20 protein-coding genes are annotated in these 25,002 nt (G+C 44.1%); 7 read left to right on the top strand and 13 right to left on the bottom strand.

Annotated elements, in window-relative coordinates; all coding sequences use genetic code 11:
• Window positions 1–61 precede the first annotated feature (61 nt).
• Entirely contained in the window at window positions 62–757 is a 696-nt protein-coding gene (locus A4R26_RS02910; RefSeq protein WP_081159943.1) for a YjjG family noncanonical pyrimidine nucleotidase, read from the bottom strand.
• A gap of 128 nt (window positions 758–885) precedes the next feature.
• On the opposite strand from A4R26_RS02910, the gene A4R26_RS02905 reads away from it, so the two are divergent.
• Complete coding sequence (locus A4R26_RS02905; RefSeq protein WP_081159938.1) at window positions 886–1,587, top strand: SDR family oxidoreductase; 702 nt, start codon at window positions 886–888, stop codon at window positions 1,585–1,587.
• Between the two features lie 178 nt (window positions 1,588–1,765).
• A complete protein-coding gene (locus A4R26_RS02900) occupies window positions 1,766–3,574 on the top strand; it encodes a BatD family protein (protein WP_081159933.1) in 1,809 nt (602 codons plus the stop codon).
• Between the two features lie 5 nt (window positions 3,575–3,579).
• Here the strand turns inward: A4R26_RS02900 and A4R26_RS02895 are convergent, their stop codons facing one another.
• The 5 genes from A4R26_RS02895 to A4R26_RS02875 all read right to left on the bottom strand — a co-directional run bounded on the left by A4R26_RS02895 (window position 3,580) and on the right by A4R26_RS02875 (window position 7,513).
• Window positions 3,580–4,281, bottom strand: a complete 702-nt coding sequence (locus A4R26_RS02895; protein WP_081159928.1) for a response regulator transcription factor — start codon at window positions 4,279–4,281, stop codon at window positions 3,580–3,582.
• On the bottom strand, window positions 4,271–5,233 hold the full coding sequence (locus tag A4R26_RS02890; protein WP_242674802.1) for a sensor histidine kinase: 963 nt from the start codon (window positions 5,231–5,233) through the stop codon (window positions 4,271–4,273). Before A4R26_RS02890 ends, A4R26_RS02895 begins: the two co-directional genes overlap by 11 nt.
• Window positions 5,234–5,281: 48 nt before the next feature.
• The gene (locus A4R26_RS02885) at window positions 5,282–5,773 is read right to left on the bottom strand and encodes a gliding motility lipoprotein GldH (protein WP_165760125.1); all 492 of its coding nucleotides are present in this window, start codon (window positions 5,771–5,773) and stop codon (window positions 5,282–5,284) included.
• A 95-nt stretch (window positions 5,774–5,868) separates the two neighbouring features.
• Window positions 5,869–6,744, bottom strand: a complete 876-nt coding sequence (locus A4R26_RS02880; RefSeq protein WP_081159915.1) for a YicC/YloC family endoribonuclease — start codon at window positions 6,742–6,744, stop codon at window positions 5,869–5,871.
• A 148-nt stretch (window positions 6,745–6,892) separates the two neighbouring features.
• Window positions 6,893–7,513, bottom strand: coding sequence for a pseudouridine synthase (locus A4R26_RS02875; protein WP_242674801.1), 621 nt, complete (start codon window positions 7,511–7,513; stop codon window positions 6,893–6,895).
• 608 nt (window positions 7,514–8,121) lie between these two features.
• On the opposite strand from A4R26_RS02875, the gene A4R26_RS02870 reads away from it, so the two are divergent.
• Complete coding sequence (locus tag A4R26_RS02870) at window positions 8,122–9,069, top strand: UDP-3-O-(3-hydroxymyristoyl)glucosamine N-acyltransferase (protein ID WP_081159906.1); 948 nt, start codon at window positions 8,122–8,124, stop codon at window positions 9,067–9,069.
• A gap of 104 nt (window positions 9,070–9,173) precedes the next feature.
• On the opposite strand, the gene A4R26_RS02865 is transcribed toward A4R26_RS02870, so the two are convergent.
• The 6 genes from A4R26_RS02865 to pheS form a co-directional block, all read right to left on the bottom strand.
• Entirely contained in the window at window positions 9,174–9,917 is a 744-nt protein-coding gene (locus A4R26_RS02865) for a LytR/AlgR family response regulator transcription factor (RefSeq protein ID WP_081159902.1), read from the bottom strand.
• Window positions 9,914–12,814, bottom strand: coding sequence for a sensor histidine kinase (locus A4R26_RS02860; protein WP_081159897.1), 2,901 nt, complete (start codon window positions 12,812–12,814; stop codon window positions 9,914–9,916). The genes A4R26_RS02865 and A4R26_RS02860 overlap by 4 nt, the downstream gene beginning before the upstream one ends.
• A gap of 192 nt (window positions 12,815–13,006) precedes the next feature.
• Window positions 13,007–14,089: a carboxypeptidase-like regulatory domain-containing protein gene (locus tag A4R26_RS02855; RefSeq protein ID WP_081159892.1), complete on the bottom strand. Its 1,083-nt coding sequence runs from the start codon at window positions 14,087–14,089 to the stop codon at window positions 13,007–13,009.
• 244 nt (window positions 14,090–14,333) lie between these two features.
• Entirely contained in the window at window positions 14,334–15,332 is a 999-nt protein-coding gene (locus A4R26_RS02850) for an SDR family NAD(P)-dependent oxidoreductase (RefSeq protein ID WP_081159888.1), read from the bottom strand.
• Between the two features lie 109 nt (window positions 15,333–15,441).
• The gene (locus tag A4R26_RS02845) at window positions 15,442–16,284 is read right to left on the bottom strand and encodes a 3-hydroxyacyl-CoA dehydrogenase family protein (RefSeq protein WP_081159885.1); all 843 of its coding nucleotides are present in this window, start codon (window positions 16,282–16,284) and stop codon (window positions 15,442–15,444) included.
• Between the two features lie 112 nt (window positions 16,285–16,396).
• Complete coding sequence (gene pheS, locus A4R26_RS02840; protein WP_081159880.1) at window positions 16,397–17,428, bottom strand: phenylalanine--tRNA ligase subunit alpha; 1,032 nt, start codon at window positions 17,426–17,428, stop codon at window positions 16,397–16,399.
• 195 nt (window positions 17,429–17,623) lie between these two features.
• Between pheS and A4R26_RS02835 the strand changes: the two genes are divergently transcribed.
• The 4 genes from A4R26_RS02835 (at window position 17,624) to A4R26_RS02820 (ending at window position 23,055) form a co-directional block, all read left to right on the top strand.
• Window positions 17,624–18,763 (top strand): formimidoylglutamase, encoded by a 1,140-nt coding sequence (locus A4R26_RS02835; protein WP_081159875.1) that lies wholly within the window; start codon window positions 17,624–17,626, stop codon window positions 18,761–18,763.
• Between the two features lie 207 nt (window positions 18,764–18,970).
• Window positions 18,971–20,362, top strand: coding sequence for a D-alanyl-D-alanine carboxypeptidase/D-alanyl-D-alanine endopeptidase (gene dacB, locus A4R26_RS02830; RefSeq protein ID WP_081159870.1), 1,392 nt, complete (start codon window positions 18,971–18,973; stop codon window positions 20,360–20,362).
• A 270-nt stretch (window positions 20,363–20,632) separates the two neighbouring features.
• On the top strand, window positions 20,633–21,175 hold the full coding sequence (locus A4R26_RS02825) for an RNA polymerase sigma factor (RefSeq protein ID WP_081159866.1): 543 nt from the start codon (window positions 20,633–20,635) through the stop codon (window positions 21,173–21,175).
• A 5-nt stretch (window positions 21,176–21,180) separates the two neighbouring features.
• Window positions 21,181–23,055: a hypothetical protein gene (locus A4R26_RS02820; protein WP_081159861.1), complete on the top strand. Its 1,875-nt coding sequence runs from the start codon at window positions 21,181–21,183 to the stop codon at window positions 23,053–23,055.
• Here the strand turns inward: A4R26_RS02820 and mutL are convergent.
• A complete protein-coding gene (mutL, locus tag A4R26_RS02815) occupies window positions 23,041–24,987 on the bottom strand; it encodes a DNA mismatch repair endonuclease MutL (RefSeq protein WP_081159857.1) in 1,947 nt (648 codons plus the stop codon). The two genes, A4R26_RS02820 and mutL, sit on opposite strands and share 15 nt — an antisense overlap.
• Window positions 24,988–25,002: the final 15 nt, after the last annotated feature.

Raw genomic sequence — 25,002 nt, 5'->3', positions numbered from 1 at the left:
TAAGGTTATAACTTTAATAGAAGGCGGGTCTGCGGTTGCAGGCCCGCCTTTTTTGTAATGCTTAAAAAATATTTTCCAGCTCTTTCAATGAATAAACGGTGTAGGTGGGTTGAATGACTGGTGCAATGTTCAGATGGTTCATGTAGACCTGGTCAATGCCGGCATTGATAGCGCCCTGAATATCTACTTCAACATTATCGCCTATCATAATGCTTTCTGCAGGCAATGCCTTTGTTTTTTGAAAGGCATATTCAAAGATCTCCTTATTGGGTTTAATGTAACTGCTGCCTTCGGAAGTGATTACCTCAATAAAATAACTATCGATACCCGCATATTTTAATTTCATGTGTTGTACCTGTTCGAACCCGTTAGTGATGAGGTGAAGCTGGTATCCCTTGTTGGTTAAGTAGCTCAATATTTCAACTGTATGGGGAAATAATGTTTTGCGGGTGGGCAGCAGATCGAGAAAACGTTTTGCCATGTCGAGTGCCAGGGTTTGATCGCCGATCTTAAAATCGAGAAGGGTAAGCCACATACGTTTCCAGCGCAGTTCGTCAATTTTGATAAATCCCTTTCTGAAGCGATCCCATAACTTTTCATTGTGCAGCAGGTAATTTTTGTAAAAAAGTTCAAAGCTGTGAACGCCTCTTGATTCCAGGTTATAGGCATGAAAAAGTTCCTGAAGTGTCTGAATGCTATTGGTTTCAAAATCCCATAAAGTATGATCGAGGTCAAAAAAGATGTGCCGGTACTTCATTCCGCAAGTTACGAAAATAGCCTGTTACGGTGCTGATGCCTGCCTTCTGACCGAGTATAGGTCTGAAATTGCCTATATACCAGCTAATAATGCTTTGCCCACACCGGTTTTGTATTTAATTTGCATTTATGAATGTTGTAATTACCGGCGCATCGCGGGGATTGGGCAAAGCCATTGCTCATTTATTTGCACAGAACGGACACGATCTGATCCTTACTTCCAGGAACGAAGTGGCATTGTACAATGCGGTACAGGAGATCATGACGGCTTACGACGGCATATCGGTAAAAGCCAAAGCATTTGATCTGTCTGTAAAAGAAGAAGCGCAGGCGTTTGGTAAATGGGTACTTGGTTTGCAGGTTTCAATAGATGTTCTGGTAAATAATGCAGGGCTGTTCGACCCGGGAAGTGTTTATAATGAACCCGATGGAACGCTGGAACATATGATGGCGGTGAATTTGTACAGCGCTTACCATGTAACCCGGTCGGTGATCGGTCATATGATAGCGCAGAAAAGCGGCCATATTTTCAACATGTGCTCCATTGCCTCTTTTAAGGCTTATGCAAATGGGGGTGCGTACAGCATTAGTAAATATGCCCTGGCCGGTTTTTCAACCAACCTGCGTGAGGAGATGAAACCCCATGGTATAAAAGTAACTGCTGTTTATCCGGGGGCCGCCTACACCGATTCATGGGAGGGAAGCGGTGTAGATCCCAAGCGAATTATGGAAGCTGACGATATTGCCCGCATGATCTTTACCGCCGCGCATTTATCTCCCCAGGCCTGCGTTGAAGAAATTATACTTCGCCCGCAACTGGGGGATCTGTAAACTCAGCATTGGGCAGTAAAATAGTTGTATACACTGTCCGTACATCCCTGCCTATTGCCAATTGTCATTGTGTATTGGTTTAACGCACCTTTAACGCTAACATTATTACCGGCCTAAACCGTCAAAATTTATATTTGTCAGGGGGAGATAATATGTGAACCATATAAATAAGTAAAGCATCAGGAAAAATATACATATTATTTTAACAGGGCTGTTCTTATGCCTGTTTACCGGGTCGTTACATGCACAGGTAAGATTTTATGCACTGGTTAGTGAATCTACTATTTCTGTGCGGCAAACGTTTCAGGTGCAGTATATCATTGAAGGCGCCAGTAATATTCGCCAGTTCAAAATTCCCCGTTTTAAAGATTTCCAGGTTGCTGAAACTTTTGATTACAATCCCGTAACATATGGTCAGCGGCCCGATTCCTATTCGAAAATTGTGGTGCTGATCGCCCGGAAAAAAGGGCGGTTTACCATTCCTGCCGCAACTGCAGTCGTCAATGGAAAACAAATTCGTTCCAATACAGCCGGTATTGCGGTTGTGTCGGGCATACCGGGTATGAATAACATCGATCCCGATGATATTGATACAGAGGAGGAATCAATATTATACCCCGGTGATAATATCCGCGAGAAAATAGAAAAGAACCTGTTCCTGCGGGTTGAAACCAGCAAGAATACCTGTTTTGTTGGCGAACCCCTGATGGTTGTGTACAAGGCGTATTCAAGATTGAATGCGAATTCGCAGGTAGTGAAGCGGCCTTCCCTAACCGGTTTTAGTGTTATGGAAATGGTAGATGCATATGATGGAAAACCTGAAATTGAAAAGTTGAATGGCCGGTCCTATTATACGAACCTGGTGCGGAAAGTTCAGTTATTCCCGTTACAGGAAGGAAAATATACGCTTGACCCGGCCGAAATTGAAAGTGTGATCCATTTTATTAAAACCGATGAACCGTCGGGTAAAAAAGCTTCAGGCGGGTTATCAAACAGGAGCGCCACGCCAATGTTTCCTTCGGCTATCAATCACCGCACTATTTTACGTACCGAGCCGCATACCATTACCGTAAAACCTTTACCAACAGCCAATCAGCCCGATGATTTTGCCGGAGCTGTGGGCCAGTTTATAATTAACGTTAAAGTGCCGGCCACCGATATTCATAAGGGCGATCTGGTTAAAATACAGGTAACTATCAGCGGTAGGGGCAACCTGTCGTTGATAACACCGCCGCCCATAAAATGGCCAAAGGGGGTTGATACGGCCGAACCTTTTGTTAGGGAAAATTTTAATAAATATAATTTTCCTTTAAGCGGTTCCAAAACATTTGAATATTCATTTGCCGCACCGGATACCGGCGATTATGTGATCCCGGCCATTAACTTTTCGTATTTCGACCCTGATGAACAGAAATACAAAAAGGCAAAAAATGACTCCATTACCCTGCATGTTTTGCCGGCTGTTAAAAAAGAAAATGTGGAAACCGATGCGGTTGCCAGGCAGGGAACCGGCATTCAGCCGAAATATTATTGGTTTGCCTGCATAGTGCTGGTAATTATTGGCAGCATAGTATATCAGGTGATCTCTTTGAAAAAGGCGAAAAAGAGATCGGCTGCAAAGGTTTCGGTTCCTGTACCGGTTCAGGAAACGCCTTCACCGCAAAAAATAGCCACTGAATTGCTGGCAAAGGCAGGGCTTGCCATTCAACACCGGCAGGCAACCGTCTTTTATCATGAAATTGAACAGGCGTTGTGGAAAGTGGTTGGCGATAAATGGAATGTATTGCCTTCAAAATTGAATAAATTTCATATTACCCGCCTGCTGGCTGAAAAGAATATCCCGGCTGAAACCATCCATAATTTTATTGCGATACTGGATGAATGTGAATGGGCGTTGTATACTCCCGGTCGGTCGGTAAGCAACATGGAAACATTGATCGGTAAATCGGAAAGGTTATTGACAGAATTAATTGAGACAAGAAGCTAAGGCTTTTACTCGGTGTATTTATAACCTACGCCACGTACTGAATGAAAATACCGGGGATTGCGGCTGTCGTGCTCGAAATATTTACGAAAGTTCAATATGAAGTTGTCGATGGTGCGGGTGGTTGGATAAACGTTGTATCCCCATACTGTTTGCAGAATTTTTTCCCGCGGCACTACATCATTCTTGTTTTCAAATAGCAACTTCAACAACATTGCCTCTTTTTTACTGAGCTGAATGCGTTGTCCTTCTTTCGTTACCGCTTCCTGGGCATTGAAATCAATTGTATGACCGCCAAACTCATAGGTTTCGCCCACTGAATCCTTGTCCTGCATCTTTTTGTTCTTTTCGATCAGTTTTTGAACCCGCAGCAACAGTTCTTCCAGGTTGAAGGGTTTGGTAAGATAGTCGTCTGCTCCTTTTTTAAGACCCAATACCCGGTCGGAGCTGGTATTTTTTGCGCTAAGAATTAAAATAGGCACCTGGTTGTTTTGAACGCGGATGGTTTCGGTTATGCTAATGCCGTCTACATCGGGAAGCATAACATCGAGTATGATGAGATCGAAGTATTCGCTTTGGATCTTTTGCATTGCCTCGCTGCCGGTAAATGCGGAAGTGATCTCATACCCTTCGAGCTCAAGATTCAGTTTGAGTGCTTCGTGCAGGTTTTCTTCGTCTTCAACCAGTAATATCGATGGTTTATTGCTCATGGGTATGTTTTACGGTAAAACTTACCATAAAATTACTTCCTCTATTCAAATTATCAGCCACCCTGATATGCCCATTGTGATCTTCTACAATCTTTTTACAAAGGTAAAGGCCCAAACCGGTGCCTTTGGCCGTGCGGGTGGTTTCATTGCCGATGCGGTAGAACTTTTCAAATATCCTTTTCTTCTCATCTTCGGGTATGCCGGGGCCTTCATCTATCACCTGGAACTGAACGGTTTTATTCTTTTGGAACAGTTTACAGGTTATAAGGCTCTCTTTGGGTGAATATTTGATGGCATTTTCAATTAAATTATTCACCAGTATTTGTAACAGTAAAGGATCACCGTTAATGTCTATTTCAGGCTCAATGTCACATTGCCAGAGGCGTTCGGGAAACCTGTTCTTAAAATCGTTGATCGCTGTTTTTATGAGATCAGACAGGTCGAGTTCTTCTTTGGCTGTACGGTAGCGGCCGCCCTCTAGTTGAGATGATACCAGAATATTACTGGCCAGGGTATTCAGCCGGTTTGTTTCCTGCAGGGTTGCCTGAAGCATCTTTTGCTTTTTTTCTTCTGAGAGGGAATACTTCAGCAGGGTTTCGAGGTTAAGTTTGGCAATAGCGATAGGCGTTTTTAACTCATGCGTTATGGCCATCATAAAGTTTTCCTGCTGGTGCTGTAGCCGGATCTGCCGCCGTACGGCCTGGTAAACAAATATGGATGCTATCAATATCACTACCAGGAAAATGCTGCCCTCGCCAATGTTGCGGAAGTCGTGCCGCCGCTTTTCATCGACTATCTCCATGTATTTCGACTGGAAGGCGGGGTCATCCATTTTCAGTTCACTGATCTTGTAGTTTGCCATCTGGTGGTTTTGCCGTTGAAGGGCAATAAACCACCATACCAGCGCTACCACTATGTAGGCCAGCAACAGCCAGTATGTGATACTGGCCACCTGAAGCCGTTTTTTAGTAAATACATCCATTGGTCAACAGATAAGAGCCTATGGTGCTTTTTCAAGGCGGATACCAACGTTCATCACATGTTTCAGGGGGTCTTCACGCATAATGTTTTCCAGTTTAAAGCGATACACTCCCGGACTTAACCGTTGCGGATCATGCGGATTGGTAATGAGGATACGGTGCTCGAATATATCATCCATACCGCTGCCCAGCCACCCTTTGTTATCGGTTGCCAGTTGCAGATTCAGGGGTTGGTTGTTAACCACGCCGCCAGGCGATTCGGTTTGAACGTTTAGCCAGATATTCTTATACCGGTAGGCATCGGTATGCCTGATAACGATAAAAATGTTATACCTGGCCGTATCATTGGGAGCTATGGTGAAAGTGATCTCGGGCTTAAAGCTGCTTTTCCAAACCTGTTTGGGAATGGTGGCGTTCTTTTCAAAAACATCTACGGTACCACAGGAAGGAAGAACGAGGTACGAAGTAAGAAGTACAAAGAAAGAAATATAATTAAGGATACCTTTTTTCAAGCGAAATTTTTTACAAAGATAGGGATCGAGGTAAAAGAAGCAAGGTATGGGCCAGGGTTCATCGTGCATGTCTGTGAACCCTGGTGCCGGTGCCTTTACAATACGTTTAAAACCTGTTCTTTGGCTTTTTCCAGTTCATCCTTCATCAGCACTACGCATTTTTGAATGGATGAATCATATGCTTTAGCGCCTGTTGTATTGATCTCACGGCCAATTTCCTGTAATACGAAAGAAAGTTTTTTACCTTTTCCTTCCTCGGGTTCGTTCAATATGGCCTTGAAGTATTCGCAATGCGATTTTAAACGTACCTGCTCTTCACTGAGATCTATTTTTTCGATATAGTAAATAAGCTCCTGCTCAAGGCGGTTAGGATCGTAGTTTTCTTTACCCACATTTTCTTCCAGTACCTTGGTTAAGCCTTCCCTGATCTTTTGTTTGCGCAAAGGTTCCAGGGTGGCAATTATATCCTGTTGTTTTTGAATATTGCTAATGCGTAATAACAGGTCGTTTTCCATAATTTTTCCTTCCTCGAGCCGGTGGGTAGTGAGGTTTTCCATAGCGGCTTCTATCACTCGCTGAAATTGCGCCCACTCATCGTCGGTTAATGTTTCACCGGTAGGGGTTATCACTTCCGGTAGTTTAATGAGGGTGCTTAAGATATGGGAAGGGTCGAGGTCCAACGCCTTCGACAGTTCGGCAATAGGTTGGTAATAGGCTTTTGCAAGATCGGTATTGATGCTTACCGGCTTGGCGGCGCCGCTTTCTTTAAGGCTTATGGTACAATCAATGGTTCCCCTGCCCAGCTTTTTAGATAACAACGATCGTATGTCGAACTCAAAGGGCTTTATAAAAGCCGGGATCTTCAACGATAGTTCAAATTGTTTTCCATTCAGTGATTTTATGTCAACCAGGAAGGTTTTATCTCCCACGGTCTGTTCACTTCTTCCAAAGCCGGTCATTGATTTCAACATAACGTACCTTTTTTTAGCAAGGTAATGAATAAGTTGCAGTATAAGTCAGAACGTTCGGCGCGTAAAGTATAAGAATAGGGGTATAAAAGCAGGTATTTGGGGAGTTATGCGCCCCATACCATGAATTGGGGGAAATAAACCTATAACGTTACCCGAATAATCGGGTATAGATGTCATTTTTATTCATTTCACGCATATCCCCGGGTAATAATCCATCTAAAGTAATGCCACCGATCCGGTACCTTATCAAACGAAGGGTAGGGAACCCCGATTGAGCGGTCATTTTTCGAACCTGCCTGTTCTTACCTTCGGTTAAAATCATTTTGATCCAGGCAGTGGGTATCTCTTTACGAAAGCGAACAGGTGGATTGCGTTCCGGAACTTCCGGTGTGTTGGGGAAACGCGTTGCCTTGCATGGCTTCGTTCTGTATTTTGAACCGTTGATCGTAATTGAAACGCCTCTTTGCAGTTCCCGGATCGCGTTTTCGGAAATGTCGCCATCAACCTGTACCCAGTATTCCCGTTCGTGTGCAAAAGATGGGTTTAGTAAACGATGATTGAGAGATGCATCATTGGTAAGAAGCAGTAATCCTTCACTGTCATAATCTAACCGGCCAACAGGATATACATCTGAAGGCACATTGAAGTGAGCTTTCAATGTTTGTTTACCTTCCTGGGAAGTAAACTGCGATAATACCTGGTATGGTTTGTAGATGATAAAATAGCGATGCATACAAAAGAAAATCTCCCGGTGAGCCGGGAGATTCATTATGTGGATGGGTTAGTAAGTACCGGGAAATAAATTTCCCTCCACAATATTAAAAATAATTTTTTCTATCTAAAAAAAATTTCTAATAAATTTTATTCACATTTTTTTTATGTTATGGGGAAAAGCGAAGCCTTAATTCATCGTTAAGTGCAATGTTGAACATGTTTTTATATCCTTTTTATCATTTCAACATGTTTGTCGCGTTTTATATCATCAGCTGAAACATGCAATGGCAGCGGATTGTACGTTATGCTACAGTTTATCTATAATCAAAGGTATAGTTCTATACAAGTTAAGCGAACAGGAAATCTGTGCATGTATCACAGTAATAAAATCCATTGATGAAGCCGGCAGCGATCATTTATTTTTTGGCAAAAAGATCATCGAACCGGTTAAATAATGTCCATAAAACCAGCTTTTGATGATATAACAGGTTGATGACGCCAAGGTGATCATCGCTTTTAAGTAATAGCGCCATGTTATCATAGAAAAATCACGATGCTTGTCGTTACCCTGTACGGTAATATATCAGAAAACATGAAACTGACCTGGATAATTACTCCATCAGAGTGCCTGTCGTGCGTTACTTTTGCGAAAACTTAACGGATATGAAATTTCCTGCTCCCGTTTCGGTAAAATGGATAGCCAATCTGATAGGCGCTGAGCTTACAGGCAATACAGAAGGAATAGCAACAGGCATTAATGAAATACATAAAGTAGAGCCTGGCGACCTGGTATTCGTTGATCATCCCAAGTATTACGACAAGTGCCTTCATTCTGCAGCCACCTTTATCATCATAAATCAGAAAACCGATTGTCCCGAAGGAAAAGCATTGCTGATAGTTGATAAACCATTTGAAGCTTATCAAACAATTGCCCGTCATTTCCGGCCTTTCAAACCTGCCGATAAACCCATCAGCGATTCGGCCACTATCGGCGAGGGCACTTATATAGCGCCTAACGTTTATATCGGACATGAGGTAACCATAGGAAAGAATTGTTTTATCGCTCCCAATGTTACCATACTCGATCATTGCATCCTTGGCGACAACGTAATTGTTCAGGCCGGTACGGTTATAGGGTCAGATGCTTTTTATTACAATACCAAAAAGGACAGGGAAGTATGGTATAAGAAAATGGAAAGCTGCGGCAGGGTTGTTATTGAAAGTGATGTAGAGATCGGCGCCGGTTGTACCATCGATCGCGGGGTTTCGCATGATACCCGGATAGGACGGGGCAGTAAACTCGACAATATGGTACATATAGGACACGATACCGTATTAGGTGCAAATTGTTTGTTGGCAGCCCAGGTTGGCATTGCCGGCGCTACTACGCTTGGTAATGGCGTTATATTATGGGGGCAGGTGGGAGTTTCAAAAACCCTTACCATTGGCGATAATGCGGTAGTACTGGCGCAAAGTGGCGTGGGCGGCACCCTTGAAGGTGGTAAAATTTATTTCGGTACACCGGTTGAAGATGCATCGGTTAAAAAGCGGGAACTGGTATGGGTAAAACGGATTCCCGAGATCTGGGAAAAGATAAAATCACTTAAATAAAGTAAGTTGAAATGTAAACAGGTTGAAATGTTGACAAGATTAAGCAACAAAAATGACTTGTGAACCTGTCAGCCTGTTTACTCTTCATTCATATTTTTCCGGTATTACCTGAACTTAGAAAGAAACTCATCTTTCTTACGCATAGAAACTTCGATGGTTGTGCCATCTTCCATCTCAATCGTTCCGCCCCTTCCCCGGTTGTATTTTTTTATAAAGTAATGGTTGATAATATACGATTGGTGTACCCGGGAAAAGGTTTCAAAGGGCAGAATGTCTTCAAATTCCTTCAATGTACGCGACACCATTATTTTCTGCTGGTCCTGCATATACACAAACGTATAACTTCCTCTCGCTTCAAGCCAAACCAGTTCATTGATGTTTACGAAAACCAACCCGTCGAGGGTGGGAAGCGCCACTTTTTGCAAAACAGGTTTGCTTACCGACAAATTGTACAATAACGTATCGATCTTTCTGGTAATATTTTTTGTTTTAATACGTTCGGCTGCTTTTTGAACTGCATGCTGCAGCTCTTTAATATTTACCGGTTTTAATAAATAATCCAACGCTGAATATTTAATGGCGTTGATGGCGTAATTGTCGAAAGCCGTAACAAAGATTATTTCAAAGTTAACCGGCGACAGGTTATTCAATAATTCGAAAGCATTGCCAAATGGCATTTCAATATCAAGGAAAACCAGGTCGGGCTGGGAATCAAGAATAAGTGCCTGGCCGGTGCGAATGTTTTCGGCAACGCCTGAAAGTTCTATAAGCGGACAATACTTCAGCAAAAGCTGTTTCAGCGCTTCTATATTGTTAGGCTCGTCATCGATTATTATAGTGCGTATCATTTTTTCACAGGTTTTAAGTTAATGGAATAGGGAAAACGTATAATAATTCTTGTACCGAGTGCCTTTTCATTTTCATTGATGAGATCGTTTATTTCAATGGTTATGGGTTCAATTAACTGGCGGTTTAAAATGTTTATCCTTTCGGCTGTCAGCGACATGCCTTTTGACTGATATTCTACCCGTACCCTGGATTTAAATTCATTGGCTTTTTTTCTACCGATGCCATTGTCCTGTATAATGCATATAAATCCGCCTTCACTTTTTTGAAATTTTATATCTATGCGGCCACCGCCGTTCTCTTTGTACCTGATGCCGTGGCGAATGCTGTTTTCAATGTATGGCTGTAAGATCATGGTGGGTATGCTAACCACATCGCAATCCAATTCCGGGTCAGCTTCAATATTGTATTCGAAAGAATGGCCAAAACGCATCATCTCCAGTTCGAGGTACCTTTTCAGGTACTTTATTTCATTGGTGATGGATATGGTACTTTTTTCACTGTTATCGAGCGTTTGCCTGATAAGATGGGCAAACTCTGTCAGGTACCAGTTGGTAGCTTCAAGATCGTTTGTTATTATAAAATTTTGTATACTATTCAGGCAGTTGAAGATAAAATGCGGATTCATTTGCGCCCGTAAGGCCATTTGCTCCAGTTCATTTAATTTTTGCTGTATAGACGACCGCTCCTGTTCTTTTTTTCGCAGGATACTAAAACGCCAGGCAACCAGGATCCAGGTAATGAGTATGGCAACTGCAATGATCGATACCTGAAAAGGCAGGGTTTGCCAGAACGGCGCCTCTACCATAAAGGAGATCTTTGCCGGATTGCTGATAATTCCCTTTTTGTTTACCGCTATTAATTCAAATTCATAATTGCCGGGAGGAATGGAAGGGTATTCCAGCACATTTTGACCGGTTGAATCCCATATATTGGTTAAGCCTTTTAGGCGGTAACGGTACGATACATTGCCTCCCGAGTTGAAAGAAATACCGGTAAACGATATTTTCAGGCTGTTTTCCCGGTAGTGTATCCGGTAACTCTCCTGCAGTGGCTGTGATTTGTTGCCTATTGAAATATCGAGAATGCGGAGGTTGCATTTTGAGTAGTTGGTTACTTTGGTTTCATCGAAATAGGTAAGCCCGGCCGGCGAACCTACATAAATGGTAGTACCATCTACATACAGCGTATTGATAATATCAGAAGGTAATCCGTCTGACGTACTATAAATAGTAACGGGGTATGGGGTTTGGCTGATGTTTACTTTATTAAGGCCCTTATCGGTGCCCACCCACAGGTAATTATTATTTACGAAGAGGGTTCGGCATATATTGCTTGAAATGCCTTCCCGCGTGGTTATGTTGTTGATCACTTTATCGTCTTTCATGCAAATGACACCTGCGCCATAAGTGGCGATCCATAAACGTCCATCGGGCGATTTGGCGAAATAGCTGATGCGTTGACGTAAAGGGGGATAGTCATCCCCTAAAAAACGCACCTTTTTATCTTTAGTTACAATATATAAACCGTTAACTGTGCCTATATAATAGGAGTTATTATAGAAGCATACACCGGTTGAACGGTAAGGCCAGACGGTATCCTGTACAACCAGATACCGTGGCTCAACAAGCATCGTTCGTCTTGCAGTGCCTACTACCAGCAGGCCGTTTTCCAACTCATCAAACGATTTTATTGCATACAGCCGGGGCGTGAAAATCTTTCCGGCAGGTGTATTTTTAACGAGCAGCCCATCGGAGCCCATTAACAGGCTGCCGTCCTGTATTTTTTTTAAACAAACGACCCTGTTCGTGGAATTATAATTGATCGATTTCTCAAATTCTTTATTCGCATTGAGGGTATCGAATGTGGAACCGTTCCAGATATATACCCGGCCGAACCCGGTGCCTGCATATATTTTATCATTTATCTTTTCCAGTGAAAAGATCTCCGATGTTATATTCTTTTTGAAATAAAAGGTTTTGAATTCCCTGGATGCCAGTTTATATACGCCCCCGCCGAGGGTGGCGAACCAGATGTTCTTTTCTTTATCTACGAAGGCATGGCTTATTTGCTTTCCTTTAAGGAACCGTTCTTCATAACGGTCAAATGTGGTGGTATCAACCATCCACGACCCGTCGTAGGTGTTCGAGAATAATAAATTGTCGATGCCTGGTGTAAAATCTTCAGCGGTTATTTTTAATGTGCTCCTGACCTTATGCAGGCGTTCGTTAAAATGAAGCGACCCGCCGACGGTAGAGCAGGGCACATTTTTCATAGACCTGCCGGCCATTATAAAACATGAATCATTGATGTTTATTTGAAAACCTTTGCCAAACGGACCGGGTCGTATAAAAAGTTGATTAAGCTCAAACCGGTTTCTTCCGATTTTTATTACCGTATCGGGTTCGATAATGGTAATGTCAACATCCGTTTTCAAAGCGATATGATGTTCTTCGCTTTCCTGAATGTTGGTTACAACTGACGACAGGACTATCTTCTTTAAAATCGGGTCGTTTTCCTGGTTGTATATTTTGCCCCGGTAATAATAACAGATATTGTTTTTAAAGGGGGCCATCCAGATCCTTCCTTTTGAATCTGAGAAAAGTTTCAATATTTCCGTTTCAGGAAGGCCATCGGTTGTTGTAAAGTTTTTGAATCGGGTACCATCGAACCGGCTGATGCCGGCTTCCGTTGCAAACCAGATAAAACCGTCTTTATCCTGGCAAAGATCATACACCGTAGAGCCAGCCAGCCCATCTTTTACATCATAATGAATAAAGTTATATTCCTGGGCATAAGATGTGCCAACAGTTAGTAAACCGGTTATAAGTATGAATGTGCCGATAAAACGTTTGAAGGTCATAGAGAGTCGATCTGCTATGATGGCAAGGGTCCCCATAAGCGAATGGTTATTCTCATAGCGCGATAATTACAATTACCTGCTTTTCTGAATTCGGTTTGAAGGTATAAAAAAGGTTTGAGGCGGATAGTTAAAAATCCGCAAAGATTTATAACGCCTAACAGGCATATAAATAAAAAACCGGCAGGAATTCTAACTTATCCCTGCCGGTTACATGTTGGTAGATATCAATTATCGATATTCGTAATCGTATGGAAGCAGTTCGGCCAGCTTTTTCCAGGCCCAATAACCTGAGTTTATAACATCGTATTGTTCATAGAAGTACCCGTTCTTTTCAATTACAAAACCGTCGGCCACATCGAGCACCGTTATCTGGAAACGGGTATTGGCGGGTAACTTATAGTCTTCAAGAAATTGTTTATCGGGTTTAACATTTCCATAGCTTATGCGGTAACGCCCGCTCCAGGTCACTTCTACATTACCGCTATCTGACAGATATTCCTCTTCATTATACGGGTTGGTTATAAATGTGCTTTTTACGCTTTGGGCGTCGTCGTTGAGCTTTTCTATTATAAATCCCTGTTGTGACAGGCTGCTGTCATAAAATGAACGCATAAAGTGCAGGCGTGAACCCAAATAAGTTCGCGCACGGTTCTTTATCCACTGGGTTTTTACTTCTTCGGTGCTGTCCATTTCCTGGAACAGGGGAGAGCCTGTGTATTGAGTGATATTGCTGCCATAATCATAGCTGAATGAATCGAGCTGGTACCTGATCTTATAGCCCAACGAATAATTGTTAATAATGAGGTCTTCTTTGGCCATGATCTTTAACCGGTTCCTTTTTTTGGAGTAGTAAAACTTCAATACCTCGGGGTTTTGGATGGCAACCTGGTCTGCGCCATTGGTTTTGCCTATAAAGTTTTCCGAAAAGAATTTTCCATATTTGGTAAGGCCTTCGGGGTCTTCCGTGCTGGCCACTACGGCTACTTCAGACAAGGATTTGTTTTCCTTTCCCAGCTCTATCATCATGGTATCAACTTTGGGTTGGTTGTTGCTTATGCGCATCACTTTCTTTTCATAACCTGTATAAGTAACCACCATATCGTATCCCCCGTTGGGCAGGTTCATATAAAACAATCCCTGGTTGTTCGAAACGGTTCCCTGTGTAGTGTTTTGGCAGTAGGCCGAGGCGCCTGCCAATGGTAGTTTCGTTTCTGCGTCGAGTACTTTTCCCAATACTGAAAATGATTTTTCCTGTGCCTTAAGTGCAAAACATACGGTAACGGATAACAACAGGATCATTAAATTTTTCATCTTGAATATTTATTTTTCAAAAGATGGATACAGATTTATGGCAAAACCCTGTACCACACAAATGTAATATCAGTAATTAAAATGCATGAATATTAGCAAATTCTTCATATACGGCCAGGTCTGGTCCTTTTAAAACGTTTTGCCAGCGCTGAAAGTATTGGCCGGAAGGCTTTCGATGACCGGTTCAGGGTTAAATTTTTTAACATATCATCGGGCCACGCATGTATAACAAGTTTTTTGCCAGTTATAGCGGTTGCATATTGGCAAGGTATTGTTCGCAGTTCTTTTGAATGGCTTTTTCGAGGGGAGTAAAAGAAAACCCGGGCAGGGCTTTCAGGAGTTTACTGTTATCGAAATAGGTTACGCTTTGGGCTACACGGGCGCTTTCGCGGGTGAGTAACGGCCTTTTGCCTGAAAGCATCGATTTCAACTTTTCCATTCGCCAGGCAATACTGCCCATGAATGGAGTTGCTTCTTTTTGGGGGTGTTTTTTACCAAAGCCATCGGCGATGGTATTGAATAGTTGTTGAAACGTCCAGTTATCACCGTTAACAATAAACCGTTCGTGCGAGTGCTCGCTTTCCATCAACAGCACAACGGCCCTGGCTACATCCGTTACCGCTACAAACCCGTTTATTCCTTTAGTGTACCAGGGGAATTCTTTGTACACACTTTTGAAGATAGCGCAGCTCGATGTGCTCCAGTCGCCATATCCTATAACGGTGCTTGGGTTCACTATCACCACATCCAAACCTTCGGCGGCGCCACGCCAAACATGTAATTCAGCATGGTACTTGCTGAGCGCGTAGTTTGTATGTTGTTTTCCGGGCTGCCATTTTTTATCTTCCGTTATCGTTTCTCCTGTAACCGTGCGGCCTATGGCTGCTACGGAACTGATGTGCACAAAACGCCTGATATTATTCTCGAGCGCTATGTTCACAACGTTAGCCGTGCCATCTATATTGATCTTGTAAAGTGATCTTACGTCATTGTCGTTGAAGGAAACTTTTGCGGCGGAGTGAATTACCGCATCTACTCCATCCATTGCCTCATCGAGCGATACCACATCCAATACATCGCCCTGCACCCATTCAACTTTATCGTTAATGTGCGCAGGAATAAAGAACGGCGCGTTGTTACTGTGCCGGAGTGCCCGTACAGCATAGCCTTTTTCCACCAGTTCCTTAATGATGTAAGCGCCTATAAAGCCCGAACCGCCTGTAACGAGTATTTTGGTAAACAAGTGCAATAATTAACAGGGCACGAAGATAACCTTTCTCACACAAAACGTGTCAGTATAAACACGTAATGCATGTGTCAAATTAATTTATGTGCCTGAAAGAACCGATCGTTCAATAATTGTAATAGCCTTTACCGGTTTTTCGGCCCAGTTGTCCCGTTTCTACTTTTTCTTTCTGAATGGGAGATGGTTGCAGCCTGCCGGGTTTGCCAAGGGCTTCATACACCTGGCAGCTTACGGCATAATTGATGTCATTGCCAATGAGGTCCATAAGGCGGAAAGGGCCCATTTTAAAACCCGATGCTTCGAGCAGCGTATCGATGGTCTGAAAATCGGTTACTCCCTGTTCTGCCAGTTTCAGGGCTTCGAGATAGTAAGGGCGGGCAACGTGATTTACGATAAAACCCGGCGCATCCTGGCACAGAACCGGCGTTTTATCCATTTGCCGGGCGGTTTGTACAATGGCTTCAATGGTTTGTTCATCGGTGAGCGGGGTGGCCACTACTTCTACCAGCTTCATGATGGTGGCCGGGTTAAAAAAATGCATACCCGCAACCCGCTGCGGGCGCCTTACTTTTTTGGCTATTTCGGTAACCGATAAAGAGGAGGTATTGGTTGCAAAGATCGTGTCGCTATGGTTTACTTCGGCCATTTGATTAAACAACCCCACTTTAGCTTCGGGTTTTTCCACAATGGCTTCAATGACCATGTCGGCCAGGCAATAGTTGATGTCAGATACAAACTGAATACGGCTGAGGATGGCCGAACTGTCCTCAGCGGTCATCTTGTTTTTCTGTACCAGCGTTTGCAGGTTGTTTTGCATAGCCGTTTTGGCTTTTCCGAGCATGTCGGTACTTACATCGTACAGAATAACATGAAAGTTATGCTGGGATGCAGCCTGGGCAATGCCACTGCCCATTGTTCCTGCACCGCAAACGCAAATAGTTTGAACCATAATGGTGAATCGTGAGCCGGCAATCGTGTATGGATTGTCGCGGTTTTTGGTTATTGAATAATGTCGGAAGGGCCGAATTGAAAGCAACCACAAACCATAAACCACAAACCGGCTAAGTGGCGCTTGTAAACTGCCGCAGGAACCTCACATCATTTTCGCTGAACAGGCGAATGTCGTTGATGCCGTATTTGAGCAGGGCGGGCCGTTCAATACCCATCCCAAACGCAAAACCGCTGTATTTTTCGGGGTCGATATTACAGTTTTCAAGCACTTTCGGGTGCACCATACCGCAACCCAGTATTTCGAGCCAGCCGGTACGTTTACAAACGGCGCAACCTTCGCCATGGCATAACTGGCAGCTGATGTCCATTTCGGCGCTGGGCTCGGTGAATGGGAAATAAGAGGGGCGGAACCGCACCTTCACATCTTTGCCATACATTTCCTGCACAAAAAAGTACAGGGTTTGTTTCAGGTCGGCAAAGGAAACGTTCTCATCGATATACAAACCTTCTATCTGGTGAAAGAAGCAATGGCTGCGGGCGCTGATGGTTTCATTGCGATATACGCGGCCGGGGCAGATGATGCGGATAGGCAACTGTTCTTTTTCCATTGCCCTGATCTGGGTGTTGCTGGTATGGGTACGCAGCAGCCAGTCGGGGTTTTGCTGTATGTAAAATGTATCCTGCATATCGCGGGCCGGGTGATGTTCGGGCAGGTTCAATGCAGTAAAGTTGTGCCAGTCGTCTTCAATTTCAGGCCCTTCGGCTACCGAAAAGCCGAGGCGGTTGAAAATGCTGATCACATGATTTAAAAACAGGTTGATAGGATGACGGGTACCCAGGGGCAACGCATCGCCGGGCAGGGTTACATCAATAGCGGCGACGGTGGTTGTGCCGGTGCCTTCCAGTTGCTGTTTCCAGTTCTCGTATTTGGCCTCGGCCAGTTGTTTGAAGTCGTTCAGGATTAACCCGAATTCTTTCTTTTTATCGGCCGGAACGTTCCTCATTTCGGTAAAAAGGTTCTTAACGATACCCTTTGTTCCCAGGAATTTAATACGGTAAGCTTCCAGTGAATCAGCGCCATTGGCTGGCTGGTTCTCGATCTCCTGCCTGTACGCGGCTATTTGTTGCAACAATTCGTCCATGCGGCAAAGATAAGAATAAGTTGAAAAGTTAACAGGTTCACAAGTTGACAAGTCTTTACCGCGGCCTTCCCTGAAAAAATTCGGTTAACTAATAAATCCTTGATAAGGCCAGGGATAAAAAATTAGTTGGAGGGTTGGAATTGAGGGCCTTGTCAACCTGTTAACTTTTCAACATATCAACTATCTTGCACCCCTATGTCGGATACATTATATATCGGAGATTTTTTGCAACCGGTAAACCGGTACATGATTTCGGATGATGAAGGGTACAAAGATGGTCAGATCGGCAAAAAGATCGTAGTGTATGAAGATGAGGAGGTGCCCGATCTGCGGGGCGCCGATATTGTTTTGGTGGGTTGCAATGAAACCAGGGGGAGCGGACAGGTACAGTCGGGCATTTCCGCGCCTGATGCCATTCGCCGCCAGTTCTATTCATTATACCAATGGCATTCAGAGGTTAACCTGGTTGATATTGGCAATATTATCATTGGCGCCGGCCTGAACGATACCTATGCGGCGCTGAAAACGGTGCTGGCCGAACTGACGGATGCCGGCAAAACGGTTGTGGTGCTGGGTGGGTCGCACGATCTTACCCTGGCCCAATATCATTGTTATACAAGCCGGAAATATATTGTTGAAGCTACCTGTGTCGATTCGCTTATAGACCTCAGTATGGAATCGCGCCACCGGTCGGAAAATTTCCTGATGGAAATGCTTACCGGCGAACCCAACTTCATAAAACATTATAATCATATTGCGTTTCAGAGCTACTATGTGCACCCGCATATGCTTGAAACGATGGATAAATTACGTTTCGACTGTTTCAGGGTTGGGCATGTTAAAGAAGCTATTGAAGAAATGGAACCGGTGATCCGCAATTCGCACATGTTCAGCTTCGATATAACCGCTATTGCCAATGCCTATGCGCCGGCCAGCCAGGTTACGCCAAACGGACTAACCGGAGAGGAGGCCTGTGTACTGATGCAGTTTGCAGGGTTGAGTCCAACCATCAATACGGTTGGTGTTTATGGCTATACACCTAACCGCGACAGGGACGATCTTACCGCCAAACAGATCAGCCATATGTTATGGTACCTGGTTGATGGTTATAACCGCAGTTTGCGCGAAGCCAAACTGGAGGAAAAGGATTCATTTAACGAATTTCATATGGCCTTTGCCGAAATCGAGACCGTTTTTCTGCAAAGCAAAAAAACCGGCCGCTGGTGGATGCAGTTGCCCGATAAAAAATATATTGCCTGTTCGTATAAGGATTACCTGCTGGCAAGCAGTAATGAGATCCCTGAAAGATGGCTGCGTGCGCAGGAACGCGAATAAGCTAATGTGCTGATTTGCTGATGCGCTGATTTGCCAATGGAATATATACCCGATACTTCGCCGTTGTTTGCAGGCCTGCGTTAATTGTAAAAGGATGATTGTGCGGCGCGCCTGCAGCTTCACGCAATTATAACGGTTTGCTGCCCGTTATGAGAAAAGATAAATGCCAATTGCTACTGCCTGTCATAATAATCTTTAAATTTCAGCATGAACAACAGAAGCAGCTTACCGGTCAATTACCCATCTATTACCAATAATCCTGTATTCAAAAGCTTTTTGTTATTTGCTTTTAGCTTTCTGCTTTTTTCCTGTTCAACCCAACGCCAGATAAACAAATCGGCCAGTGCCGTTCTTTTTCAGGATTCAACCGTGCAGCATGCACACGTTGGTATCAGTGTGTTCGATCCGTCAGCCAATAAATATCTCTACAGTCATAACGCCAAAAAGTATTTCGTACCGGCTTCCAATACCAAACTGTTCAGTTGTTATGCCGCTTTAAAATACCTGGGCGATAGTTTACCAGGTATTAAATATTGGGAAAACGATACGGCGGTATACCTGATGGCTACCGGCGACCCCAGCCTGCTTCATACCGATTTTAAAAAGAACCCGGTCATCGATTTTCTGCAAAGAACAAAAAAGCCGGTTTATATAACTGATGGCAATTGGAAAGAGACCGCCCTTGGCGCCGGCTGGTCGTGGAATGATTATAACGAAAACTACATGGCCGAGCGCAGCGCGTTGCCCGTATATGGCAATATGATCCATTGGGTACAGGAAATAGCGGAGGGGGTTAGCAATGAGGCCCAGGAAGATCAAACACCTTCTGTTTATTCTATTCCTGAAATAAACTGGAAAGTACGTTTCAATGCAGGTATAATGCGTAAGGCGTTTTTTGTACAGCGGAACCGCGATGAAAACGTATTTATGATCACCGAGGGTAAGGAAAAGAAAAAAGAACAGGATGTTCCGTTTATTACCCATGGCATTCAATCAGCCCTTGAGTTACTGCCCGATACAATTGGCAAACAGATCACATATTTGCCCGAACCCTTAAAAACGCCGGGCCGCTTCACCACCATTTATTCGCAGCCCACCGATTCGCTTTTGCAATCCATGATGTACCGCAGTGATAATTTTTATGCTGAACAATCACTGATGATGGTGAGCCAGGTGAAACTGGGTGAAATGAATGACGGAAAGTTGATCGACACGCTACTGAAAACCGATCTCCGCGATCTGCCGCAAAAGCCGCGTTGGGTTGATGGCAGTGGGTTAAGCCGTTATAATTTGTTTACTCCCAACGACTTTGTGGCACTTTTGCAGAAAATGCAGCGGGAATTCGGAATGAAAAGGCTGCAGGTGATTTTGCCCACCGGGGGCAGGGGAACACTGGGCAATTTGTACAAACAGGATAGTAATTATATATTTGCTAAAACCGGTACCCTGTCGGGCGTTGTAGCGTTGAGCGGATATTTGTACACTAAAAAGAACAAGCTGCTGCTCTTCTCGGTTCTCATCAATAATCACACAGGCAGCGCAGGTATCATCCGCCGGAGTGTTGAAAGCTTCCTGACCGGTATCAGGAACCGGTATTAACAAAGTTTTTAAATTTTCTCTGATCTTCCCCAACCGTAGAGGCATCATACCCCGTATTATTATCAGCAACTGGCAATTGGCCGTTAAACTAAAGAGCAATTTTGCATTCAAAGTAGGATTCAGGTTTAACAGGATACCTGTTGGAACAAGTTTATAGAAAAGCTAATGCGTTATGTACCTGTTCGTCAACTGCATGGGTTAAAAAGACTGCTTTCCATGAGTATTACCGGGTATAAAAACGGGAAAAGAACAACCAAATAACAGGCTTGATTGTCCACCAATGCTACTGATATAGAACTCATAACCGGTTGTATAAATAACAACCGCAAGGCCCAGGAACGCTTGTATAAGAAGTTCTACGGACCTATGGCATCCATTTGTCTGCGATACACCCGTAACCAGGAAGATGCAATTGAAGTATTGCATAATGGCTTTTTGAAGGTTTTCAAGAACATTCATATGTATGATATGGGCCGGGCATCTTTGTATACCTGGGTTAGAACCATTGTTATTAATTCAGCCATTGATTTTGTAAGGCAACGCAGCAAGTTTCATACGCATATTGAACTGGAGAAAGTAGATGAGCCAGCCATCGATGCAGATGCAATACAACGAATGTCTTCCCATGAAGTTTTATTACTCGTACAGAAATTATCACCGGCTACCCAAACGGTGTTTAACCTGTATGTAGTTGAAGGATATAATCACAGAGAAATAGCTAACCTATTGGGTATTAGTGAAGGCACCAGCAAATGGCACCTGAGCGAGGCCCGCAAACAATTGCAAAAACTTTTACAAACATTGCAAGTGTAAATGAGATGAACTTTAAACATCCATACGAAAAACACTTAGCGGAGAAACTGGTGCAGCATCCGCCACCTGACGATCCCGACCAAAACTGGCAGCAAATGAAAATGTTGCTTGATAAAAACATGCCTCGGGGTGGAGGCGGCCCATTTGGTTCTTACCGCTGGTGGGTTGCCGGCACTATAATTTTTGCGATAGTGGCAGGTACATGGTTCGGGGGTAAAACATTACTTTCCAAAAAAAGTAATGAGTCCGTTGCAGGCACCATTAAAACCGTTAACAGCAAAAATGTTCCTTCCGTTGCTTCAACCGAAAAAAATGTTGAACCGGGGGGCGCTTCGTCATCGGCCATTGAACCAAACGGCGGTGGAACTACAAAGCCAGATAATAATTTGCCCGGCGCTGCTTATACATCCACTTCCGGCACAGCCGGCAAAAACCCGCCCGTTACCAACGGTGAGTACACTGAAACTGATAACAGTACGGGATCGAAAAAAGATATTGCCGCTACCAATAAGGCAAACCAGCGTAATTCCTTAACTATTGAGGAAGCCGAAAGAGCCAGAAGCAGCGGTAATAATGAAAATGCTCCCAACCTGTTAACCGGTAACAGCAACAGCAAAGGAGCAACCGAAACCCCATCAGACTTTAACAACAAAACTTCCGTAGATAGAAACAAAATTTACACTTCAGGATCAAAGAACGGTAAAGTAAAAACAGGTAACAATACCGGCAACAATAACCGCACAGCCAATAACCGCACAACCGGTAACCGGCCCGGCAGAAATCTCATTGCCGGCAATGAGAATGATAATCGTGTGGCAGAGAATACCGGCAATTCCGCGAATAAGGGTAAAAATACCAGAAGAAGCAAACCGCAGCAAGGCGCTGCTGCTGATATATATAAACCTGAAAGGGATCATAAGGCAAATAACAGGGGTATCTATGTTCCCAAAATAACGCTGCCTTCGCAACCTTCTTCAGGGTCTGAATTAAAAGAGTCGCCTGTAATTTACCATATCGATTATACAGGGGCGTCTGTTATTGCTCCTTCGGGTGTGTTGCAACGGGAGTTCACTTACTATACCGAAGCTGACCTGTTTCCCGATAAGGTAGCAAAGAACAAAACTTCCAAAAGTAAGTCGTCGCGAAATGCACATTCACAGGAGGATAAAATGTTTGCTGTGGGATTGTCGTTACCCATGGGATTTCCGGTTGGCGACCAGGCGCCATTGGGCTATAACAGGAATGGTGGTGCAAATACCATTTCAGATTATATTCCCTCACCGCATTTTCAGTTCCACTTCAATAATAAAACCTATGTGCAGGCCGGTTTGCAGTTTTCGGCGCCTCAGTTTATAAGACCGGTTTTAATGTACCAGGATAAACAATTTCAACCGGGACCGAACTGGTTCGAGGAGATCACTTCTATCACTGCCCGTAAGTTGTATTACTTCAACCTGCCGCTCACGATCTATCACAGTCCGTTGAAGAACTTTTATATGGGAACCGGTTTGCAGTATTCTTCCCTGTTAAGCGGTATTGCCCATTATGAAAAGGTCAAACGCATAGTAACTCCTGTAGGGCCGGCACAGGAATATGTGGTAGAGGATTATTATACAAGGTTCAGGAACGACTCGCTTTCACGCCTGTTGAACGGCAATGAATTGCGGCTGCTGGTAGATATGAGCTATTACTGGAGCCGGTTTACGGTGGGCCTGCAATACAGCCAGGCTTTCAATAACTATGTAAGCTTTCAGGTTACACCTGCTTCGGCCTACCAGTTCGATAAAAATAAAAGCCTTCAGTTTTATCTGCGATATAACATCTGGGAAGACAAAAAGAGAAAAAAGAGTAAAGGGCAATCGTTGTTAACGCTTAAATAATTGCTCGAGGTAGTCTTTTTTAAACTCAATATAAGTTGGATTGCCGCTGGCAGTAACATTCGGTTGCCCGCATTTGAACAGGTCGGTTGTGAGTGCGCGCATTTCATCCAGCGCAAGCGGCGTACCGGGTTTTATTGCCTGCTGCCAGGCCAGTGAGCGAATGAGTTTTTCGCGGCGCGAAAATTTGAGGTCGCTGCTGAAATGTTTGAATTGTTCCAGAATACTTTCTATTGCCAGCTTTTCATTGCCGGTTGATACATCGGCCGGGGTTCCCTGTATTACGAATGCATTGGAGCCAAACGGCTCAATATGATAACCCAGCTGGTTAAGATCACCGGTCAATTCCTGCAGCAATACTGCATCGGAAGCCGATAATTGCAGGGTAACCGGAAACAGGCTGCGTTGGGTTGCAATGCTTTTACCATTTGTGGCTGCCGCAAAACGTTCGTACAGGATACGCTCATGCGCCAGTTGCTGATGTATAAGCATAAAGCCGCGGGCTGTTGGCGCCACTATGTAAGTGCTTTGCAGTTGAAAAAGCAGGGCATTATCATCTACCAGTTGTTTCGCAAACGGAGTATAATTATGGGCAGGTATCTGCCTGTCACCGCCGTCCTGTTTTTTTAGTTTATCAAGTAGCGACTCAAACTTTTCTTCTTTTTGTGAATTGAAGGAAAAGCCGCCGTAGTCTGGGTGCTGTTTTTCATTTGCCTGCCTGTCGCCTGTTGCCGGTTGATCTGCCCCCGGTTCATAAAAATCTTTCCAGTGCCTCAATTCGCTTTTATCGGTAGGTTGAATAAAATGGGCCGAGTTCTTATGTGTAAAGTCTTTGGCAAGGCCGGAAGAAAGTGCGGCATCCTTTTTATCGTCGGTAAATGGCTTATTTAAGGCGTCGAGCTTTTGAATATTGGGATCGAGATCGAATTCGAGTGTAGGGGTAATGCTGAACTGGGCCAGGGCGTGTTTAACGGCTGCCTGCACAAATGCATATACGATCTTTTCATCTTCGAACTTGATCTCCTGTTTGGTAGGATGCACGTTTATATCAACCTGAGCGGGGTCGAGATCAATGAAAAGTGCATACAGCGGAAAACTATCGGCCGGAATCATTTCCTTGAATGCGCTCATTACCGCATGGTTTAAATAAGCGCTTCTGATGAACCGGTTATTTACAAAAAAGTATTGATCGCCGCGTGTTTTTTTGGCCGTATCGGGTTTGCCTACAAACCCGTAAATGTTCAGGTAATCTGTTTTTTCCTGAACGGTTACCAGCCGGGCATTATAGTGCTGGCCCAGCACCTGTACTATACGTTGTTTCAGGCTCCCTTTTTCGAGATGGAATATCTGCTGGTTACCGCTGGTAAGCGAGAAGAAGATATTGGGGAACGACAGGGCCACCCGCATAAACTCATCAACGATGTGCCGCATTTCGGCGGCATTGCTTTTTAAAAAGTTTCGGCGGGCGGGCACATTGAAGAACAAATTCTTCATGGCAATACTGGTACCATTGGTGGCGGCCACCGGTTCCTGCGTTTTTACCATGCTGTTCTCAATTTCTATATAGGTGCCTGTTTCATCATCGGCACGTTTCGATTTCAGTTCAACCTGGGCTACGGCGGCTATGGAAGCCAATGCCTCGCCCCTGAACCCCATGGTCTTTATGTGAAACAGGTCGTCGATATTGCGGATCTTGGAGGTAGCGTGGCGCTCAAAACACATGCGGGCATCGGTTTCGCTCATGCCTTTCCCATTATCAATTACCTGTACCAGTGATTTACCGGCATCCTGGATAATTAATTTAATTTCACTGGCGCCGGCATCAACGGCATTTTCCAGCAACTCCTTTACGGCGCTGGCTGGCCGCTGAATCACTTCGCCGGCAGCGATCTGATTGGCAATGTTGTCGGGCAATAATTGAATGATATCGGCCAATGGCTACTCCTGGTT

The sequence above is a fragment of the Niastella populi genome (assembly GCF_002078015.1).
GTDB classification, from domain to species: Bacteria; Bacteroidota; Bacteroidia; order Chitinophagales; family Chitinophagaceae; genus Niastella; species Niastella populi.
Note: the sequence above shows the minus strand (reverse complement) of the source record. Positions and strands in the feature narration are given on the sequence as shown.

Bases quoted from the DNA above. Each gene is read 5' to 3' on its own strand.
- A4R26_RS02910 (WP_081159943.1), bottom strand. From the start codon at position 757: ATGAAGTACCGGCACATCTTTTTTGACCTCGATCATACTTTATGGGAT.
- A4R26_RS02905 (WP_081159938.1), top strand. From the start codon at position 886: ATGAATGTTGTAATTACCGGCGCATCGCGGGGATTGGGCAAAGCCATT.
- A4R26_RS02895 (WP_081159928.1), bottom strand. From the start codon at position 4,281: ATGAGCAATAAACCATCGATATTACTGGTTGAAGACGAAGAAAACCTG.
- A4R26_RS02880 (WP_081159915.1), bottom strand. From the start codon at position 6,744: ATGTTGAAATCAATGACCGGCTTTGGAAGAAGTGAACAGACCGTGGGA.
- A4R26_RS02875 (WP_242674801.1), bottom strand. From the start codon at position 7,513: ATGAATCTCCCGGCTCACCGGGAGATTTTCTTTTGTATGCATCGCTAT.
- A4R26_RS02870 (WP_081159906.1), top strand. From the start codon at position 8,122: ATGAAATTTCCTGCTCCCGTTTCGGTAAAATGGATAGCCAATCTGATA.
- A4R26_RS02865 (WP_081159902.1), bottom strand. From the start codon at position 9,917: ATGATACGCACTATAATAATCGATGACGAGCCTAACAATATAGAAGCG.
- A4R26_RS02860 (WP_081159897.1), bottom strand. From the start codon at position 12,814: ATGGGGACCCTTGCCATCATAGCAGATCGACTCTCTATGACCTTCAAA.
- A4R26_RS02855 (WP_081159892.1), bottom strand. From the start codon at position 14,089: ATGAAAAATTTAATGATCCTGTTGTTATCCGTTACCGTATGTTTTGCA.
- A4R26_RS02845 (WP_081159885.1), bottom strand. From the start codon at position 16,284: ATGGTTCAAACTATTTGCGTTTGCGGTGCAGGAACAATGGGCAGTGGC.
- pheS (WP_081159880.1), bottom strand. From the start codon at position 17,428: ATGGACGAATTGTTGCAACAAATAGCCGCGTACAGGCAGGAGATCGAG.
- A4R26_RS02835 (WP_081159875.1), top strand. From the start codon at position 17,624: ATGTCGGATACATTATATATCGGAGATTTTTTGCAACCGGTAAACCGG.
- dacB (WP_081159870.1), top strand. From the start codon at position 18,971: ATGAACAACAGAAGCAGCTTACCGGTCAATTACCCATCTATTACCAAT.
- A4R26_RS02820 (WP_081159861.1), top strand. From the start codon at position 21,181: ATGAACTTTAAACATCCATACGAAAAACACTTAGCGGAGAAACTGGTG.